This is a genomic window from Sphingomonas profundi, from assembly GCF_009739515.1.
GTDB classification, from domain to species: Bacteria; Pseudomonadota; Alphaproteobacteria; order Sphingomonadales; family Sphingomonadaceae; genus Alterirhizorhabdus; species Alterirhizorhabdus profundi.
In genome coordinates this window covers 2215111-2232661 of record NZ_CP046535.1, presented here as the reverse complement: position 1 = coordinate 2232661, position 17551 = coordinate 2215111, and the positions used below count along the sequence as shown (strand labels likewise).

Below are 17551 nucleotides of genomic sequence, written 5' to 3'. Positions count from 1 at the left end.
GGCGTGCGGCCGATCGTGTTCAACGGCAAGTTCTACGGCGGCAGCCTGAACGGCGTGCACCGCGTGGCCGATCGGCTGATCCGCGCGGTGGACGACGAACTCGGCGCGATGCCGGCGAACGGGCGGCCGGACGCGCGCGTGATCCTGCCGCTGGGGGCAAGCTGGATCCCGGAGCTGTCGACGATCCGCGTGGTGCGGGAACGCGGCGCCGGCACCCAGGCGTGGGAGCAGGCGGTGCTGCCGCGGCGCGCGGCGGGCGCAGTGCTGGTGAATCTGTGCAACCTTGCGCCGATCGCCCACGCTCGCAAGATCCTGCTGCTGCACGACGTGCAGTTCCTCTTTTCCGACAATTCCTATCCGGCGCGCCAGCGGCTGGGCTACCGCTTTCTCACGCCGCTGATGGCCCGCACCAGCGCGCAGGTGCTGACCGTATCGGAATATTCGCGCCGGCTGATGGACCTGACTGGCGTGGCCCCGCTGGAACGGACGGCGGTGCTGCCCAACGGCGCCGACCATCTGATCGACGGGCCGGCCGCGCCGGACGGCGCCAGCCGCTTCGGCCTGGCGCCCGGCGGCTATGTGCTGCTGTTCGGCAGCGCCAAGAGCTACAAGAACGTGCGCGTGGTGTTCGAGGCGTTCGCCGACCCGCGCCTCGCCGATCTCGTCCTGGTGGTGGTGGGCATGGCGGAGGCGGCGCTGCGCGCGGCCGGGCTGCATCCGCCGGCCGGCGCCCGCTTCGTCGGCAAGGTGGCGGACGATGCGCTGCGCACGCTCTATGCGGAGGCGCTGTGCCTCGCTTTTCCCTCCCGCACCGAGGGGTTCGGGCTGCCGCCGATCGAGGCGGCGCTCAGCGGCTGCCCGTCCGTCGTGGCACCCGCCGGCGCCATTCCGGAGGTGTGCGTCGATGCCGTGCTCTACGCCGGCACCGATGCGCCGGGGGAGTGGGCCGACGCCATCCTGGGCTACGCGACCGATCCCGTATTGCGCGCCGCGAAGGTGACGGCGGCGCGGGAGCGGGCGCGGACCTTCCGCTGGGCGGACGCGGGGCGCGGCCTGCTGGCGCACATCCTGCGCCTTGCGCGATGATCCGGCCGTCAGCGTCGTGGTGCCCGCCTTCCAGGCGGCGGGCACGATCGGGCGCACCCTGGCCAGCCTGACGGCGCAGCGCCGGGCGGACTGGGAGGCGATCGTCGTCGACGACGGATCGGGCGACGCCACCGCCGCGATCGTGGCGCGGTGGGCTGCCGCCGATCCGCGCATCCGCCTGCTGCGCCAGCCGAACGCCGGCGCCGCCGCCGCGCGCAATCGCGGGCTGGCGGCGGCGCGCGGCGCGTGGACGCTGTTCCTGGACGCGGACGACACGATCGATCCGGCCTATCTGGCCGTGATGCTGCGCGGGCTGGGCCGCAGCGGCAAGGCGGATGCCATCGCCTGCGGCCATGTGCGGCCGTCGGCGGACGGCACGCGGCTGGCGCGCACGCCCGCGCCGCGGCTTGACCGCGATCCTATCGGCCTGTGCGATCTGCGGCCGCCGACGGCGATCCACGCGATCGTCTGCCGCACGACGCTTCTGCGCGATCTCGGCGGGTTCGACACGCGTCTGGCGACCAACGAGGATTGGGATCTGTGGCGGCGGCTGGCGCGCGCCGGCGCCCGCTTCGCTATCGAGCACCGCGCGCTGGCGCATTATCGGTCCGCGCCCGCCTCGCTGACCCGCGACGGCGCGGCCATGCTGCGCGACACGCTGGCGATGCTGGGCCGCATTGCCGACGACGGCGGCGTGCCGGTCTCCGCGCAGGCCGCGTTCGATGCGCTGATGTGGAATGCCGGCATGGCGATCGGCGGCGGGGGGAGCGGGCTGGCGCTGCCGGCGCTGCTGCCCGGCCTGCGCCACCCGTCCGATCCGGCGCGGGCGATCGCCGCGCTGGCCGAGGGGCTGATGCTGGGCGCGGGCCGCCCCTATCGCGATCTGCTGCCCGCGTGGGAGCGGTTCGGCCCGCGCGTGGAAGCCTTGCTGGCGGAGGTGGAAGGCCGCTGCGGGCCGCCGCCCGGCCCGTCGCTTGCGCGGAGGATCGAGCGCGAGGTGATCCGCATGGCGCGCTTCGCCACGGCGGCGCGGGCCGGCCGCAGCCTGGGCGTGATGCTGGCGCCGCATCATCTTGTGCGCGGCATCGCGCCGGTGGCGGGCGTGGAGCGCCTGGTCGCCAAGGTGCCGTTCGTCCGCCCGCGATCGCTGCTGATGGTGGAGGCCGATCTCGGCGACGGGCTGAGCGGCGGCGCGATCCGCCGCCTGCTGGGCGACCGGCTGGCGGGGCGGGGCGAGGGATGAGCGATCGTCCGCGCGCCGCCGTCATCATGCCGGCGCGCAACGCCGCCGGCACGATTGTCGCAGCACTCGCCTCGGCGCGGCGGCAGACGGTGGCTGATGTCGAGATCGTCGTGGTGGACGACGGATCGACCGACATGACCGCCGCGCTCGTCGCTGCCGCCGCCGCCGCCGATCCGCGCATCCGCCTGATCCGCCAGCCGCATGCCGGGCCGATCGCCGCCCGCAACCGCGCGATCGCCGCGTCGACGGCGGATCATGTCGCGCCGCTGGATGCCGACGACGTGTGGCATCCGCTCTACCTTGCGGAAACGATCGCCGCGCTTCAGCGGCAGCCGACCGCGGGCTTCGCCTACGCGCTGCATCATGTGATCGATGCGGCCGGCCATGTGATCGCCACCCCGCCGCTGCCGCTGGTGGCGGGCCACGGCTATCACCGCCACCTGCTGACCAACTTCGTCGGCTGCGGCAGCGCGGCGGTGTTCCGGCGCGCGGCGCTGCTGGCGGCCGGCGGCTATGATGCGGTGACGTGGGGCTGGCGGGGAGCGGAGGATTATCTGTTGCAGTTGCGCGTTGCCGCGCGTGCGCCGATCGCCTGCGTGCCGCGCCGGCTGGTCGGCTACCGGCGTGTGCCCGACAGCCTCTCGGCCGACATGCCGCGCATGGGCGCGGCGCGACGGCGGGCGATCGCCACCGCCCTGCACGCGATGCCGTCGCCGCTGCCGGTGCTGCGCTGGGCGGGCGCCGACGCCGATCGCGCGGCGGCGGCGCGGCTGCTGCTGGGCGGCCACTGGCCGGCCGCGCTCGCGCTCGGCACCCGCGCGCTGGCGTGCGATCCGGCGGCGACGCTCGCCGATCTCGCGCGGCGGCTGCGCAACCGGTGGCACCGGGCGATGCCGGCGGCACGCGTGCCGTTCGACCAGATGGTGCCGGAAGACGAGTGCGCCCCGCGCTTCGGTCCGCCGTTCGATGGGCGGCTGCGGCGGCTCGCCACGCTGGACCTGCAAACCTAGCCGCGCCAGACGCGGCCGGCGTAACCTTCCAGGCGCCCGAGGAAGACGAGGAAGAAGTAGCGGGCGCGCCGCCAATCCAGCGCGAAGGCCGATCGCAGCATCGCCAGCAGCGCCCGCCCGCACCAGTAGAGCAGGGTGCCGACCGGGAAGCGCCGTCGCCGCAGCACCCGGCCCATGCCGCGCGCATAAGCGCGGCCCTTGCGCATCATCGCCGCATCCGGATTGCGGGTGGGCAGTTCGTCGTGAAAGGCGGTGAGGCCCGGATCGTACCAGGCGGTGGCGCCGTTCGCGATCGCGCGCAGAATGAGATCCGGCCCTTCGCCCGCCTGCCACGGGGTCGGCGCGCCGAGCCCGATCGTCTCGTCGAAGCCGCCGGCGCGCTGCACCACGTCGCGGCGGAAGAAGGTGATCCACTCGATCTGCCGCGTCCACACGCCGTGCCGCCCGATGCGGCCCGGCCGGCGGGCGTAGCGGTCGTTGATCGTCAGCCCGGTCTCGTCGGTGGATCGCCCGGTGAGGATGTCGACGCGCCGGTCCGCCATCTGGGTGAGGCCGCGCGCGAGGAAATCGGTGGGATACCAGGAATCGTCGTCCGGGAAGAGCAGCACCGGCGCCCGCGCGACCGGCCAGCCGCAGTTGCGCGCGCGGCTGGCGCCGCGTTCGCCGGGGCGGCGCATGTGGGTGACGGGAAAGGGCCAGTCGCCGTGCAGGTACGGCGCCAATATGTCCTCGTCATTCTGGTCGACGACGATCACCTCGAACGAGACGGCGCGCTGCTTGGCGAGACTCGTCAGCAGCCGCCGGTTCGGGATGGTGCGGCCGAGCGTCGCGACGATCAGGCTGACGTCGAAGCGGGCATGGTCCGGCGACGTCATCCGGCGGCGCGGTCGCGCCGCATCTCGGCCGCGATCGCGCCGATCACGCGATCGACCTGCTTCTCCCACGTGAAGGTCGCCGCCTGGGCGCGACCGAGCGCGCTCATCCGCTCGGCCAGCGCCGGCTGCTCGATCAGGTCGCGGCAGGCGCGCAGGATCGAGTGGCGGTCGTGCGGATCGCAGTAGAGCGCCGCATCGCCGCACCGCTCGCGCATCACCGGGATGTCGGAGACGATCACCGGGCAGCCGACCGTCATCGCCTCCACCGGCGGCAGGCCGGACGCTTCGTAGAAGGAGGGGAACAGGAAGAAGGAGGCGCCGGCGTAGAGATCGAGCAGCGCGGCATCGTCGACATAGCCGCAGAACTCGATCAGCGTCCGCACATCCTCCGGTATGGCGTGCGCCGCCTTGGCCGCCGGCCCGGCCAGCTTGAAGCCCGCGCCGGTCGCCCGCGCCAGATCGATTGCCGCCTGTACGATGCCCGCGCCGTTCTTCCGATCGGAGAGCGCGCCGACATAGAGGCCGTAGGCGCCGTCCCCCCGGCGCGGCCGCCATCGCGCGGCGGGCGGCGCATCGTTGGCGAAGCCGCCGTTCGCGGCGACGAGGATGCGCGGCCCGGCCGACGGGTGCAGCCCGCCGATCACGCTGCGCTCCGCCGCGGAGACGGTGACGAGCGGGCGCGCGCGCTTCAGCAGCACCATGTCGATCGCGCGGTGCAGCAGCCGGTAGGCGAGCGGATAGTCGCCGGGAAACAGCCGGTAGGCCAGATCGTGCAGCATCACCGCGACCGGGCGGCGGCCGAGCAGCGACAGCACCGGCGCGCTGTTGCCGAGGCACAGCAGGGCCGCCGCGCCGACATGGCCGGGCAGGGCGAGCTGCTCCCACCGATGGCCGCTGCCGCCGCCGACCCGCTCGACCGCGATGGCGCGGAGCGCCGGCCCGGCGAGCACGGCGTCGCGCTGCGCCACCAGCCGCACCCGCAGCCCGGGATAGCGACCCTCCACCAGCCGCCGATCGAGCGCGCCGACGAACTCCCGCGCGACGCGCTGCACGCCCGTCATCCGCTGGCTGAGGAAGCGGCCGTTGATGACGAGTTCGAACCCCGTCTCGTCATGCATCATGAATACTCCGTATTGGAGTTGAACCGGATCGAACAGATTAGAGCGTGATTATGGTCTACCCCAGTATAGGCGAGGAGACCGCTTCGCAGAACGCGTACTTGGTTCCAAGTGGTGCGGCCTGTGGCGTGATCGGCACGCCGCCTTGCCGCCGTGGCGGAATACCCCGGTGCGGGCCGGCGTGCGTAGCGGTGTCTCCGGCGCAGGTCAGTCCGCCAGCGCCGTGGCCGGGTGGGGCGGATCGCCGCGCAGGTGCAGGATCATGTCCAGCAGCCGGTGGCGGATGGCGATCAGCGCGAGCAGCCAGGCGACGATGCCACTCGCGATCGCCAGCACCGCCGCCTGCGCCGTGCCGAGACCGAGGCCGGTCGCCATCGCGCGCCCGGCCATCGCGCCGGCCGCCGTCGCCACCAGCGGCGGGATCAGCGCCGGCATGGTCTGCCGCAGCATCGCCTGCGATCCCGGCAGGCGCCGCAGCGCGACGACGGCGAGGATGGTCGAGCCGAGGCAGGTGGAGACGGCGGTGGAGATCGTCACCGCGACCAGGCCGAACGGCGCGGACAGGGCGATCAGCGCCACGCCCACGGCGGCGTTCGTGCACTGGATGTAGAAGAGCGGGCGCTGCTCGTCATAGGCGACCAGCACGGTGCTGGCGACGGTATCGAACAGCGAGAAGGCGCGGGCCAGGCACAGCAGCGGCACCAGCGCCGTCGCCGCCTGCCACTGCGGGCCGAGCAGTACGGGCACGACGGCCGTCGCCACCGCCGCCAGACCCACCAGCGCGGCCCAGCCGACCGCCGCCGCCATGACGAAGAAGACCGGCCACATCGTGTCCGATCGCTGGGCCGCGGCCGCGCGCTGGGAGAAGATCGTCATGGCGAAGGTGCGGGCGGGCTGGTTGAACATGTCCGTCACCGCCGTGACGATGCGGCTGCTGGCGCGGAACAGGCCGGTGGCGGCCGGCGACAGGAAGATGCCGAGGAACAGATCGGCGCTGTAGGTGGCGCCGAAACCGACGAGCATCGCGGCGTAGCGGCTCGTCGACCAGCGCAGCACCGCCACGAAGCGCGCGCGCGAGAAACGGCGCGAGTAGATCGCAGGCGAGGCCAGCATGTAGAGGATCAGCGTGGCCAGGTTACGCGCGTAGAGCTGCCAGATCAGCGCCGCCACCTTGAAGCCGGCGAACAGCAGCGCGATCGCCAGCACCATCGCGGCCAGTTCCGCCAGGGTGGTGAGCGCGTAATAGAGCCGCAGCCGGCCGGTGCGCAGCAGCAGCGATTCGCGCCACGCCGCCACCGCCGAGACGAGGTTGGAGGGCAGCATAGCCAGCAGGGCGAGCGCGATCGCATCGGCCGCGAACAGCCGGCCGGCGATCAGCGCGATCGCGCCCAGCAGCACGCCCAGCCCCACCGCCAGCGCGAGGTTGACGGCCAGGCTCTCGCTGGAGCAATCGCCCGCATCGCGCGCCTTCAGCAGATATTCGAACGCCCCGCTGTAGAGCAGGGTGCGGATCAGGGTGATGGCGATCGATGCCAGCGCGAACACGCCGAACTCCGCCGGCGCCAGATAGCGCGTCGCCACCAGCGTGACGACCACGGTGGCGATCTGGTTGGATGCGCGCGCCAGCAGGCCCGCGCCGGCGGTGAGCGCGGCGGCGAAGTCGCGCCGCGTCATCATCGCGCGCCCGCGATCGTGCCGGTTGCACTGCACAAACCGAAATCGTCCAAGTCGTCCACCATCCTGTGACGCAGCGGGCTATGGCGGGAACGCCCTGCGGGCAATCGCGATCGGGTTGATCTTGGTTCTATCTCCCGGTGCGACCGCTATTGCGGGAGCTGTGCGCCAGTTCGCCCAAGGCGCGATCCGCATCTTCGCGCGAGAAAGCAGAGCGAATCGGACCGGATCGAATTTGCTGCCGCGCAACACGAATATTACCGCCGGCATCATCGTCTCGACGGAGTGCCTCGGATTGGATGCGGATCACGCACAACGGCGCGCCGGCCAGCTCGATGCGATCCGCGCGCTGTGCGTGATCGCGGTGCTGTTCTCGCACACCATCTCCGAGGCGTATCGCGTCGGCGAGTATGAGTTCTTCGAGTTCGGCGCCTACGGCGTCACGATGTTCTTCGTCCTGAGCGGCTATCTGATCACCGGCCAGCTGCTCGCCACGCAGGACAGGCGGCGCGCGTGGGGAGACGGGATCGGCCGGCCGCTGGCGCGCTTCTACGCCAAGCGGATGCTGCGGCTGTTCCCGGCCTACTATCTGGCGCTCGCCGTGGCGGCGATGCTGGCGCTGCCGAACATCCGAGCCGAGCTGCACTGGCACCTGCTGCAACTGTCCGACATCCTGTTCGCGCTGGACCAGAATGCCGAGGATACCTCCGCCGCCGGCCATCTGTGGAGCCTGACGGTCGAGTGGCAATTCTACCTCGTCTGGCCGCTCGCACTGTTCCTGCTGCCGGGGCGGGCGCTGCCGTGGGCGATCGGCGCGATGGCGGCGGCCGGCGCCTATAGCTGGGCGCCGATCGTGCCGCTGGACCCGGTGATCGAGCGGACGAACATTCTCCAGTCGATCGACTCGCTGGCGTTCGGCGCCGCTCTGGCGCTCGCCGCGCATCGCCGCCGGCCGCTCGGCTGGCTGGCGTGGGCGGGGTGGATCGGCGCCGGCATGTTCGCCGTGCAGGTGGCCCTGCTGATGGCGGGCCACGGCCGCGTCGGCGGATGGCTGGCCATGCCGGCGCACGAGGGCATGAACCTGGCCTTCGCCGCGATCACGTGGCGCGCCGCGAGCGGGTTCGGCGGCCGCACCGGCGCGCTGCTGGAGCTGCGGCCGCTGCGCTACATCGGCCTGATCAGCTACGGCATCTACGTCTACCACCAGTTCATCCTCGCGCTGATGGAGCGCGCGTCGCGCCAGCTCGGCCTGGGCGCGCTCCATTATGATGCGTGGCTGACGGTGAAGCTGTTCCTGCTCTCGGCGGCGGTGGCGGCTTTGTCCTGGCACTGGGTGGAGGCGCCGATCAACCGCCTGCGCGCGCACCTCGCCTATCGTCGCCCGCCCGCGTCCGGCGGCGCGCTGCCGCGCCGGATCGGGGCGTGGTGAACCGGCAGGTCCAGCCGATCGCGGCGGGGCCGCCCGTGGCGGACGATGGCGCGCCCCGCGTGTCTATCGTCATCCCCGCCTATCAGGCGGCGGCGACCCTGGATCGCGCGCTGGACAGCCTCGTCCAGCAGACCTTCGCCGATTGGGAGGCGATCGTGGTGGACGACGGATCGACCGACGTGACGGCGGCGGTGATCGCCAGCCGCGCCGCCGGCGATCCGCGCATCCGCGCCTTCCGCCAGCCCAATCTCGGCGCGTCCGCCGCGCGCAACCACGGCCTGCGCGAGGCGCGCGGCGAGTGGATCGGCTTCCTCGACGCGGATGACTGGTTCCACCCCGCCTTCCTGAAGACGCTGACCGATCTCGCGCGGGATCATCCGCAGGCCGGCACCGTCTACTGCGACTTCGCCCTCGTCGACCGGGACGGACGGATCCTTGAGGAGCAGCGCGTGCCGGATCTGTCGGACCCGTTCGGCACGCTCGCGCGCAGCTGCGTGCTCTCGGTGCACTGCGCGCTGACCCGCGCCGGGATCATGCGCGCCGCCGGCCCGTTCGACGAGACGCTGGCGCTGAACGAGGACTGGGATCTGTGGCAGCGCATCGCCCGGCTCGGCGCGCCGTTCCGCGGCGTGCGGGAGATGCTGGCTTTCTATTACTGCCGCCCGCAGTCGCTCTCGCGCCGGCCGCTGTCGCTGGCTACGGACGGGCTGGCGGTGATCGATCGCGTCTGCCGCGCCGACCCGGCCGTGCCCGCGCGCGATCCGCGCTACGCCGATGGCCTGCCGGACGAGGACCGGCTGCCGCTGAAGCTGGACTGGATCCTGATGTGCGCGGCCAACGCCATCGCCTTGGGCGAGGATCCTCTTCCCTATCTCGACATGATCGGCGACTATGCCGGCGCTGTGCTGATCGCGGAGCATGGCGTGGCGACCTTCGTCGGCGGCCTCGCCTTCGGCCGCTGCACGGACAGCGCGTCGCTGGCGGACGGGTGGGACGGGCTGGAGCCGCAGGTCGATCGCTTCTGGCAGGCGCTCGGCGCGCGCATCGGTCAGACGCGGGCGATCGATACGTGTCGCGCCCTCGCCCGCCTGCGCGTGCTGGGGCCGGCGGCGTTCGATCGCCCGTTCGCCTCGTCCGGCGTGCATGTCCGCCGCGTCGATATCGCGCAGCCGCTGCCGGTGATCGATCCGCGCGGCTGCGACGCCGTGATCGTGCAGGTGGTGGAGGGGGAGGGGGCGCTGGGCCTCGTCCACCTGCCGGCGCTGGGGCTGATCCCGCCGGCCGCGCTGCGCGAGGCGATCGTGGCGGCGGCGCCGACCTGGCCGGAGCGCCGGCGGATCATGCGATCAGTCGGCGCGGCGCGGCCGCTCTTCTGGCTGCACGCCGCCGCCGCGATGTCGCGATCGCGCGGCTGGGGCATCAAGGCGCGCATCGCCCAGCCGGGGCGCATCGCCGGCGCCGCCCCGCTGCGCGTGCGCGCGGCGCTCGCCCGCACGCTCGGCCGCAGCATCGGCGGGCGGCTGCGCTACGGCGGCACCGACGCCGCCTACCGCGAGGCCATCGCCGCCGTAGGCCGGCAGGAAGCCGGGCGGCTGGCCGGCGAACAGGCCGCCGCGGGAACGGCGGGCGCCGCGGCGGACGCGCCGGCCTGGCGGGAGGTGGCGGCGAACAGCCCGGCTTACTGGGACCAGGTGTTCGAGCAGGAGAATCCCTGGGCCTATGACAGCGTGTACGAGCAGACCAAGTATGAATATACGCTCGACCTGATCGGCCCGGACCGGCCCGCCGCCGCGCTGGAACTGGCCTGCGCCGAGGGCCACTTCACCGTGCAGCTGGCCGCCCGCGTCGGCCACCTGCTGGCGACCGACATCTCCACGATCGCGATCGGCCGCGCCGCCGAGCGATGCGCCGGGCAGGCCAATGTCGACTATGCCCAGCTCGATTTCTTCGACGGCGACATCGCCGGCGACTACGATCTGATCACGTGCAGCGAGGTGCTGTACGAGTGTGGATCGCTGCCGAAGCTGCGCACGATCGCGCGGCGCATCGCCGATCGCCTGAAGCCCGGCGGCGCGCTGGTGATGGCGCATGTGATCGAGGCATCGGAGGAGCGCGCCCGCAGCGGCTTCGACTGGGATGGCGTGTTCGGCGCACGGACCATCGCCGAGGTGTTCGGCGCGGTCGGGGGTCTGGCGCTGGAGGCGCAGATCGAGACCGAGCTCTACCGCATCCACCGCTTCCGCAAGACGGACGCGGCGATCGTGCCGAAGCTGACCACGCGACCGATCAAGGCGCCGCCGCTGCCGGAATATGGCGCCTATGTGGTGTGGGGCGGCGCGACCGTGACGCGCAGCGAGGCCGCCCGCGCGCGCGCCGTGGCGCTGCCCATCCTGATGTACCATCGCATCGCCGAGCGGGACGACGGGCCGGCGGCGCTCGCGCAATATCGCCTGTCCCCGGCCGATTTCGAGGCGCAGCTGCGCTGGCTGCGGCGCCACGGCTATCGCGGCGTCACCCCGGCCGAGTGGATCGCCGCCCTGGCGCGCGACCAGCCGCTGGAAGGGCGGCCGGTGATGCTCACCTTCGACGACGGCTATTGCGATTTCGCCACCGCCGCCTGGCCGCTGCTCCAGCATTACGGCATGGCCGCCACCGTCGGCATCGTCACCGACAAGGTCGGCGGCAGGGCCGACTGGGATGTCGCCTACGGCCCGCCCGCGCCGCTGATCGACTGGGAGGCGCTGCGCCGCGTCGCCCGCGAGGGCGCGGTGATCGCCAGCCACTCGGCCAGCCACGCCGCCCTTCCGGCCCTCTCTGGCGAGGCGGTGCTGCGCGAGGCGTTCCGATCCCGCCTGGCGATCGGGCAGGCGCTGGGGCGGGAGCCGGACACGATCATCTACCCCTATGGCGCCTACGATCCGCTCGCCGCGCGGGCGGCCGCGCTCGCCGGCTACGGCCTCGGCCTGGGCACCACCCCCGGCATCGCCACCCTGCTCTCCGATCCGATGCACATGCCGCGCATCGAGGTGAGCGGCTTCGGCGACCTCGACGGCTTCGTCGATGCGCTGCGGCGGACGGACGCGGAAACCGGCAGGCCGCGCCCCGCCGCATGACCGGCGGCGCAGACCCGCACGACGACCCGGCGGACATCGATCGGCTGGATTACGCCGCGCCGCGCCCCAGCGCGGCGGCGCTCGTCTCCGTGTTCCGCCTCGTTCGCCCCTATTGGCGCGGGCGCCTGTGGCTGGCGCCGGTGATCCTGGCGATCGGCGTGGTGGCATCGCTGGCCGAGGCGGCCGGCATCGGCGTGATCATCCTGCTGCTCTCGATCGTGATCCGCGGGCGGGCCGGTGCGCTGGACTTCGACGACGGCCTCGTCGATCGCGCGATCGGCCACATCGTCGCCGTGACCGGCGGCGACCTGCGCACGATCGCGACCCTGGCCTTCGCGCTGCTGCTGCTGCGCGTCGCCAGCGTGACGCTGCACCGCCTGATCGCCACGATCGCCGAGGCCGGGATCAGCGATCGGGTGCGCCGCGCCCTGTTCCGCAGCTTCCTGACGATGCCGTTCGAGGAGACCGGCCGCCGATCCTGGGGCGACATGCTCACCGTGCTGAACCGCCACAGCTGGGCCGTGGCGGAAGCGACGGACGGCTTCGCCGGGATGATGCTGAACGGCTGCGTCGCCGGGATCATCGGCCTGCTGCTGTTCCTGCTCTCGCCGCTGATCGCCGGCATGGCGCTGGCCGGCACCTTGCTGCTCAACTTGGCGCTGCGCCTGATCGACGGACCTGCCGAGCGCGCCGGCGAGACGGCGGCGGTGAACGCGCGGGCGGTGAGCGCACGGGCGATGCGGGTGCTGCAGGCCGCGCGCACGATCCGCATCTTCGGCCAGACGCGGGCGCAGGCCGCCGCCTTTGCCGCCGAATCGGGCCGGCTGCGGCGCGGATCGATCCGCAGCGATCTCACCTCCGGCATGGCCGAGCCGCTGAGCCACGCCGCCTATCTCGGCATCGTCGCGCTGATCGCGGTGGTCGCCGTGCGCAACCGGCTCTCCTACGAACAGGTGCTGGCGGCGGTGGCGCTGCTGTACCGGATGCAGCCTTATGCCAGCGAGTTCGAGGCGCAGCGGCTGCACCTCGCCACCTTGCTCGCGCCGGTGCGCGCGATCGACGAGCTGGTCGCGCTCGGCCGGCCGATCGACGCCGGCGGGGGCACGGATGCTATGCCGGTCCGCGCCTGCCTCTCGTTCGAGGGCGTGCGCTTCGCCTATCCCGGCCAGCGCCAACCCTGTCTTCACGGCGCATCCTTCGACATCCCGGCCGGCCGCTGGACGCTGCTGCGCGGCGAGAGCGGGGCCGGCAAGTCGACGATCGTCAACCTGCTGCTGCGCCTCTACGATCCGCAGGCGGGCGCGATCCTGGTGGATGGGCTGCCGCTGGTCGGGATCGATCGCGAGCAGTGGCTCGCCGGCATCGCGGTGGCGGGGCAGGATGTCGAGCTGATCGACGGCACCATCCTCGACAATGTCCGGCTCGGCCGGCCCGAGGCGGACGATGCCGAGGTGGCGCGCGTTGTGTGGCTGAGCGGCCTCGACGCGCTGCTCGCCGAGCTGACCGCCGGCGGTGAGACGCGGATCGGCGAGCGCGGCCTCAATCTCTCGGGCGGGCAGCGGCAGCGGCTGGGGCTGGCCCGCGCGCTGCTGCGCCGGCCGCGTCTGCTGATCCTCGACGAGGCGACCAGCGCGCTGGATGCGGAGGCGGAGGACGCCATCCTCGCCCGCCTGATCGACGCCGCCGGCGACGCGACGGTGATCCTGATCGCCCACCGCCTGGCGGCAGGCCTGCCGATCACGCACGTGCTGACGCTGCGCGAAGACGGATCGGTGGAGACGCGCGCGGACGGGCCGAACGCGCTCTCGTGCCGCTGACGGAGGGCGGGATCGGGCGCCCGCCTCGCCACCGCGTGCCGCGCGGCCGGTGCCTCGAACGCGATCAGAAGTAGCGTTCGCCCACGCGCACGGTGTCGCCGGGCAGTACGCTTACGGCGGTGCCGCGCAGATCGACCGACCGCTCCTCGGCGCGGGCGCGGCGCAGGAAGATCCGGCGCTTGTTGGCGCGGTAGGTATAGCCCCCGGCGGTCGCCACCGCCTGCTCCAGCGTCAGCCCCACGGAATAGGGATATTCGCCCGGCTTGTTGACCTCGCCCAGGATGTAATAAGTCCGGAAGGTCATCACCTCCACGCTCACGCGCGGATCGTTGACGTAGCCGTCCGCCAGCCGGGTGGTGATCGCCTGCCGCAGCGTATCGATCGTCCGCTCCGTCACCGGCACGTCGCCCACCAGCGGAAAGGCGATCGTGCTGGACGGGGTGACGGTATATTCGCCGGTCAGCGCCGGCTCGTTATAGACGGTGATGCGCAGCTTGTCGCCGGGGCCGAGGGCATAAGCATCCCGCGTGGCGGCGGCGGCGGAGAGCGGCGGCGGGGTGGCCGCGCACCCGCCCAGCGCCACGGACGCGCCCAGCAACAGGGCGGCGACCATCGTGCCGTTCGACGCATTCATGCCGTTCATCCTCGCACCTGCCGGAGCGGTTGGTCTAGCGGCTGATGCTGCAATGCGGAAAGGCGTGCGGCCGCTTGTGCGTCCATTTCCGATCAAGTGGGAACGCCGCGCGCGGCGAGGACATGCATCGAAGCGTTGTCGACGTGCCGCCGTGTTGAAGTCGCGTGTTTGCGAACGGTCCGGCGATCGGCTGCGCGGCTGTCGCGGAACCGTATAGTCTGATAGACGGTGCGAACAGGGGTGGGTGCAGAGGCGAAGAGGATGGCGATCAGGCAGCAGCAGCGTCCGCATTCGGTTCGCGCAACGCGGTGCCAGTTGCTGTGGGCCGCCCTGTTCCTGGTCGGCACAAGCATTGCGGGGTGGCTGCTGATCCTCTGGGCGATGCGATAGGCCACCGTCCATGATCCGGCCGCACACGCTCCGGTGCGGCGTTTGTCCGATCCGGAGCGATCTGTCGGACGGAACCGCGGTGCAAGGCGCCTGAACGGCGAAAGGCCCGGAGCATCGCTCCGGGCCTTTCTTGCACGACGCCGATGGCTCAGGCGGCGAACTGGTTCATCGTGTTGTGCGCGCCGCCGGCCTTCAGCGCGGCCTCGCCGGCGAAATATTCCTTGTGATCGTCGCCGATGTCCGACCCGGACATGTTCTGGTGCTTCACGCAGGCGATACCCTGGCGGATCTCGGCACGCTGCACGTTCTTGACGTAGCCCAGCATCCCCGCCTCGCCGAAATACTCCTTCGCCAGATTGTCCGTGCTCAGCGCCGCCGTGTGGTAGGTCGGCAGGGTGATGAGATGGTGGAAGATGCCGGCCCGCGCCGCCGCATCCTTCTGGAAGGTGCGGATCCGCTCGTCGGCCTCGTCGGCCAGCGGCGTGCCGTCATAGTCCACGCTCATCAGGCGGGCGCGGTCGTAGGCGGAGACGTCCTTGCCGTCCTTCTCCCACGCATCGAACACCTGCTGGCGGAAGTTCAGCGTCCAGTTGAAGCTCGGCGAATTGTTGTAGACGAGCTTGGCGTTCGGGATCACCTCCCGGATGCGGTCGACCATGCCGGCGATCTGGGCGATGTGCGGCTTCTCCGTCTCGATCCACAGCAGGTCGGCGCCGTGTTGCAGCGAGGTGATGCAGTCGAGCACGCAGCGATCCTCGCCCGATCCGGCGCGGAACTGGTAGAGGTTGGAGGGCAGGCGCTTGGGCTTCATCAGCTTGCCGCCGCGATTGATGATGACGTCGCCATTCGCCTGCGAGATGTCGGTGATCTCCTCGCAGTCGAGGAAGGCGTTATACTGGTCGCCAAGGTCGCCCGGCTCGCGCGAGAAGGCGATCTGCTTGGTGAGACCCGCCCCCAGCGAGTCGGTGCGGGTCACGATGATCCCGTCCTCCACGCCCAGCTCCAGAAAGGCGTAGCGGCAGGCGCGGACCTTGGCGAGAAAGTCCTCGTGCGGCACCGTGACCTTGCCGTCCTGATGGCCGCACTGCTTCTCGTCGGAGACCTGATTCTCGATCTGGAGCGCGCAGGCGCCGGCCTCGATCATCTTGCGGGCGAGCAGATAGGTCGCCTCGGCATTGCCGAAGCCGGCGTCGATATCGGCGATGATCGGCACGACATGGGTCTCGTGCGTCTCGATCGCGTGCATCAGGCGCTGCGCCTCGATCTCGTTGCCGGCATCGCGGGCGTGATCCAGCTCGCGGAACATCATGCCCAGCTCGCGCGCGTCGGCCTGGCGCAGGAAGGTGTAGAGCTCCTCGATCAGCGCCGGCACGCTCGTCTTCTCGTGCATCGACTGGTCGGGCAGCGGGCCGAAGTCGGAGCGCAGCGCCGCGATCATCCAGCCGGAGAGATAGAGGTAGCGGCCCTTGGTGGTGCCGAAATGCTTCTTGATCGAGATCATCTTCTGCTGGCCGATGAAGCCGTGCCAGCAGCCGAGCGACTGGGTGTAGTTCGCCGGATCGGCATCGTAGGCGGCCATGTCCTTGCGCATGATCGCGGCGGTGTAGCGGGCGATGTCCAGCCCGGTGCGGAAGCGGTTCTGCAGCCGCATGCGCGCCACGGCCTCCGCGTCGATCCCGTCCCAGGTGCCGTTGTAGCTCCGGATGAGCTGGCTGGTCTCTGCGATCTGGTCCTGGTACGTCACGGTCGATCCTCACTCGCTGAAAGTTGCAAGGATCGATACAGACGTGGCCGGCGAAGATCGCCGGTTTTCCCGCCTGAAACGGGTCACGCCGTCTTACACCGGGTGACGCTAGAATGTCGTTTTGTAAATAATTTACAAATGTCGGCTCGGAGTTGAGTGGCCCGCCTCAGGCACCGGGCGGGGTGTCGCCGCGGCCGCCGATCTCTTCGTACAGCCGCAGGATCGTGCGGCGGCCGGTGCGGACGAACAGCCCCGGCACAACCGCGTGCACCAGCACCGCCATGCCGACGACGACCATCGTCGCGCCCACCCGCGCGGCGACCGAGAAATGCTGCGTATAGCTCTCGTCCACGCTGCGCGGATGGGCGAGGAACAGGCGATCGATCATCGGCCGGGCTCCATGTCTGCGCCATCCTCATGCCCGAGCGATCGCGCGATCCCAAGCGGTTCCGCTACGGCTAATCGGCCATCGTGCCGGAGAACAGCGTGGCGGTGCGCCCGCCGATCCAGATCGTGCCCGCCGCGTCCCGCTCGACATGGACGCGGCCGGTACGGCCAAGGCGGGTGCCCTGCGCCGCCACGTAGCGATCCGTCGCGCGGCCGCTGGCGAACAGCCACTGGGCGATCGAGGCGTTGAGGCTGCCCGTCACCGGATCCTCCATGATCTCGCCATGGGCGCCGCTGAACAAGGCGCGGATCTCCCACGCCGCCTCGCCGCCGGGCGCGTGTGGGCCGACGACGCCGATATCGACGCGACGATCGTGCGCGCGCGCCGGCTCCAGCGCCAGCACCGCCTCCGCCGAGGCGAGCATCACCGCGAGCCAGCCGGGGCCGTTATCCGCCCACTGCGCCTCCACGATCGTCGCGGGATCGATCCGCAGCACCGCCGCCGCTTCCGCCAGCGTGGCGTCATCGACCGGACCGGAGCGGACGAGCGGCGGCGCGGCAAAGGCCAGACGATCGCCGTCGCCGTCGTCGCCGTCGCGGCGGATCGGGATCAGCCCCGCGCCGCACTCCTGCACGATCCGCCCCGGATCGCGCGGTTGCCCGCCGCCCGCCAGCCACGCGTGGCACGTGCCGAGCGTCGGGTGCCCGGCGAATGGCAGTTCGTGCGCCAGGGTGAAGATGCGGACGCGATAGTCGGCCTCCGCATGGCGGGGCGGCAGCAGGAAGGTGGTCTCGGACAGGTTGAGCCAGCGCGTGATGCGCTGCATCGCCTCCGTATCGAGGTCCTCCGCCGCCGCGACCACGGCCAGCGGGTTGCCGCTGAACGGCGCGACGCCGAACACGTCGATCAGTTGGAAGGGGCGGGCCATGCCCTCTCCTTCGTGCGTACCGGCGCCATGTCAACCGGCAGGGCGACAGGTGCGGGCAGGTAAGCGCGGGATCGGAGCGGATCGCCGGCCCGGCGCACGGTG

13 protein-coding genes are annotated in these 17551 nt (G+C 71.7%); 6 read left to right on the top strand and 7 right to left on the bottom strand.

Going from position 1 to position 17551, the window contains the following annotated elements:
* Positions 1-3: 3 nt before the first annotated feature.
* The 3 genes from GNT64_RS10570 to GNT64_RS10560 are packed head-to-tail and all read left to right on the top strand — an operon-like array spanning position 4 to position 3339.
* Positions 4-1086, top strand: coding sequence for a glycosyltransferase family 4 protein (locus GNT64_RS10570; protein ID WP_156679496.1), 1083 nt, complete (start codon positions 4-6; stop codon positions 1084-1086).
* Positions 1076-2329: a glycosyltransferase family 2 protein gene (locus GNT64_RS10565; protein WP_156679495.1), complete on the top strand. Its 1254-nt coding sequence runs from the start codon at positions 1076-1078 to the stop codon at positions 2327-2329. The genes GNT64_RS10570 and GNT64_RS10565 overlap by 11 nt, the downstream gene beginning before the upstream one ends.
* Positions 2326-3339 carry a glycosyltransferase family 2 protein gene (locus tag GNT64_RS10560; RefSeq protein WP_156679494.1) on the top strand — a complete coding sequence of 338 codons (1014 nt, stop codon included), beginning with the start codon at positions 2326-2328 and terminating at the stop codon, positions 3337-3339. The genes GNT64_RS10565 and GNT64_RS10560 overlap by 4 nt, the downstream gene beginning before the upstream one ends.
* On the opposite strand, the gene GNT64_RS10555 is transcribed toward GNT64_RS10560, so the two are convergent.
* The 3 genes from GNT64_RS10555 to GNT64_RS10545 all read right to left on the bottom strand — a co-directional run bounded on the left by GNT64_RS10555 (position 3336) and on the right by GNT64_RS10545 (position 7009).
* On the bottom strand, positions 3336-4214 hold the full coding sequence (locus GNT64_RS10555; RefSeq protein ID WP_156679493.1) for a glycosyltransferase family 2 protein: 879 nt from the start codon (positions 4212-4214) through the stop codon (positions 3336-3338). The genes GNT64_RS10560 and GNT64_RS10555 overlap by 4 nt on opposite strands.
* Positions 4211-5335 carry a glycosyltransferase family 4 protein gene (locus GNT64_RS10550; protein WP_156679492.1) on the bottom strand — a complete coding sequence of 375 codons (1125 nt, stop codon included), beginning with the start codon at positions 5333-5335 and terminating at the stop codon, positions 4211-4213. Before GNT64_RS10550 ends, GNT64_RS10555 begins: the two co-directional genes overlap by 4 nt.
* A gap of 204 nt (positions 5336-5539) precedes the next feature.
* Positions 5540-7009 carry an oligosaccharide flippase family protein gene (locus tag GNT64_RS10545; RefSeq protein ID WP_156679491.1) on the bottom strand — a complete coding sequence of 490 codons (1470 nt, stop codon included), beginning with the start codon at positions 7007-7009 and terminating at the stop codon, positions 5540-5542.
* 232 nt (positions 7010-7241) lie between these two features.
* Here GNT64_RS10545 and GNT64_RS10540 point away from each other — a divergent pair, with 232 nt between their 5' ends.
* The 3 genes from GNT64_RS10540 to GNT64_RS10530 are packed head-to-tail and all read left to right on the top strand — an operon-like array spanning position 7242 to position 13365.
* Complete coding sequence (locus GNT64_RS10540; protein WP_197277361.1) at positions 7242-8435, top strand: acyltransferase family protein; 1194 nt, start codon at positions 7242-7244, stop codon at positions 8433-8435.
* Entirely contained in the window at positions 8432-11548 is a 3117-nt protein-coding gene (locus tag GNT64_RS10535) for a trifunctional glycosyltransferase/class I SAM-dependent methyltransferase/polysaccharide deacetylase (RefSeq protein WP_197277360.1), read from the top strand. Before GNT64_RS10540 ends, GNT64_RS10535 begins: the two co-directional genes overlap by 4 nt.
* The gene (locus GNT64_RS10530) at positions 11545-13365 is read left to right on the top strand and encodes an ATP-binding cassette domain-containing protein (protein WP_156679488.1); all 1821 of its coding nucleotides are present in this window, start codon (positions 11545-11547) and stop codon (positions 13363-13365) included. Before GNT64_RS10535 ends, GNT64_RS10530 begins: the two co-directional genes overlap by 4 nt.
* 64 nt (positions 13366-13429) lie before the next feature.
* On the opposite strand, the gene GNT64_RS10525 is transcribed toward GNT64_RS10530, so the two are convergent.
* The 4 genes from GNT64_RS10525 to GNT64_RS10510 form a co-directional block, all read right to left on the bottom strand.
* Positions 13430-13999: a polysaccharide biosynthesis/export family protein gene (locus GNT64_RS10525; protein WP_156679487.1), complete on the bottom strand. Its 570-nt coding sequence runs from the start codon at positions 13997-13999 to the stop codon at positions 13430-13432.
* A 538-nt stretch (positions 14000-14537) separates the two neighbouring features.
* On the bottom strand, positions 14538-16133 hold the full coding sequence (locus GNT64_RS10520) for an isocitrate lyase (protein WP_156679486.1): 1596 nt from the start codon (positions 16131-16133) through the stop codon (positions 14538-14540).
* 166 nt (positions 16134-16299) lie between these two features.
* Positions 16300-16521, bottom strand: a complete 222-nt coding sequence (locus tag GNT64_RS10515) for a DUF6356 family protein (RefSeq protein ID WP_156679485.1) — start codon at positions 16519-16521, stop codon at positions 16300-16302.
* Between the two features lie 70 nt (positions 16522-16591).
* Positions 16592-17449, bottom strand: a complete 858-nt coding sequence (locus GNT64_RS10510; RefSeq protein WP_156679484.1) for a PhzF family phenazine biosynthesis protein — start codon at positions 17447-17449, stop codon at positions 16592-16594.
* Between the last annotated feature and the right edge of the window lie 102 nt (positions 17450-17551).

Excerpts from the sequence above, each read along its gene's own strand:
- GNT64_RS10560 (WP_156679494.1), top strand. The coding sequence starts at position 2,326 with ATGAGCGATCGTCCGCGCGCCGCCGTCATCATGCCGGCGCGCAACGCC.
- GNT64_RS10555 (WP_156679493.1), bottom strand. The coding sequence starts at position 4,214 with ATGACGTCGCCGGACCATGCCCGCTTCGACGTCAGCCTGATCGTCGCG.
- GNT64_RS10550 (WP_156679492.1), bottom strand. The coding sequence starts at position 5,335 with ATGATGCATGACGAGACGGGGTTCGAACTCGTCATCAACGGCCGCTTC.
- GNT64_RS10545 (WP_156679491.1), bottom strand. The coding sequence starts at position 7,009 with ATGATGACGCGGCGCGACTTCGCCGCCGCGCTCACCGCCGGCGCGGGC.
- GNT64_RS10530 (WP_156679488.1), top strand. The coding sequence starts at position 11,545 with ATGACCGGCGGCGCAGACCCGCACGACGACCCGGCGGACATCGATCGG.
- GNT64_RS10525 (WP_156679487.1), bottom strand. The coding sequence starts at position 13,999 with ATGAATGCGTCGAACGGCACGATGGTCGCCGCCCTGTTGCTGGGCGCG.
- GNT64_RS10515 (WP_156679485.1), bottom strand. The coding sequence starts at position 16,521 with ATGATCGATCGCCTGTTCCTCGCCCATCCGCGCAGCGTGGACGAGAGC.
- GNT64_RS10510 (WP_156679484.1), bottom strand. The coding sequence starts at position 17,449 with ATGGCCCGCCCCTTCCAACTGATCGACGTGTTCGGCGTCGCGCCGTTC.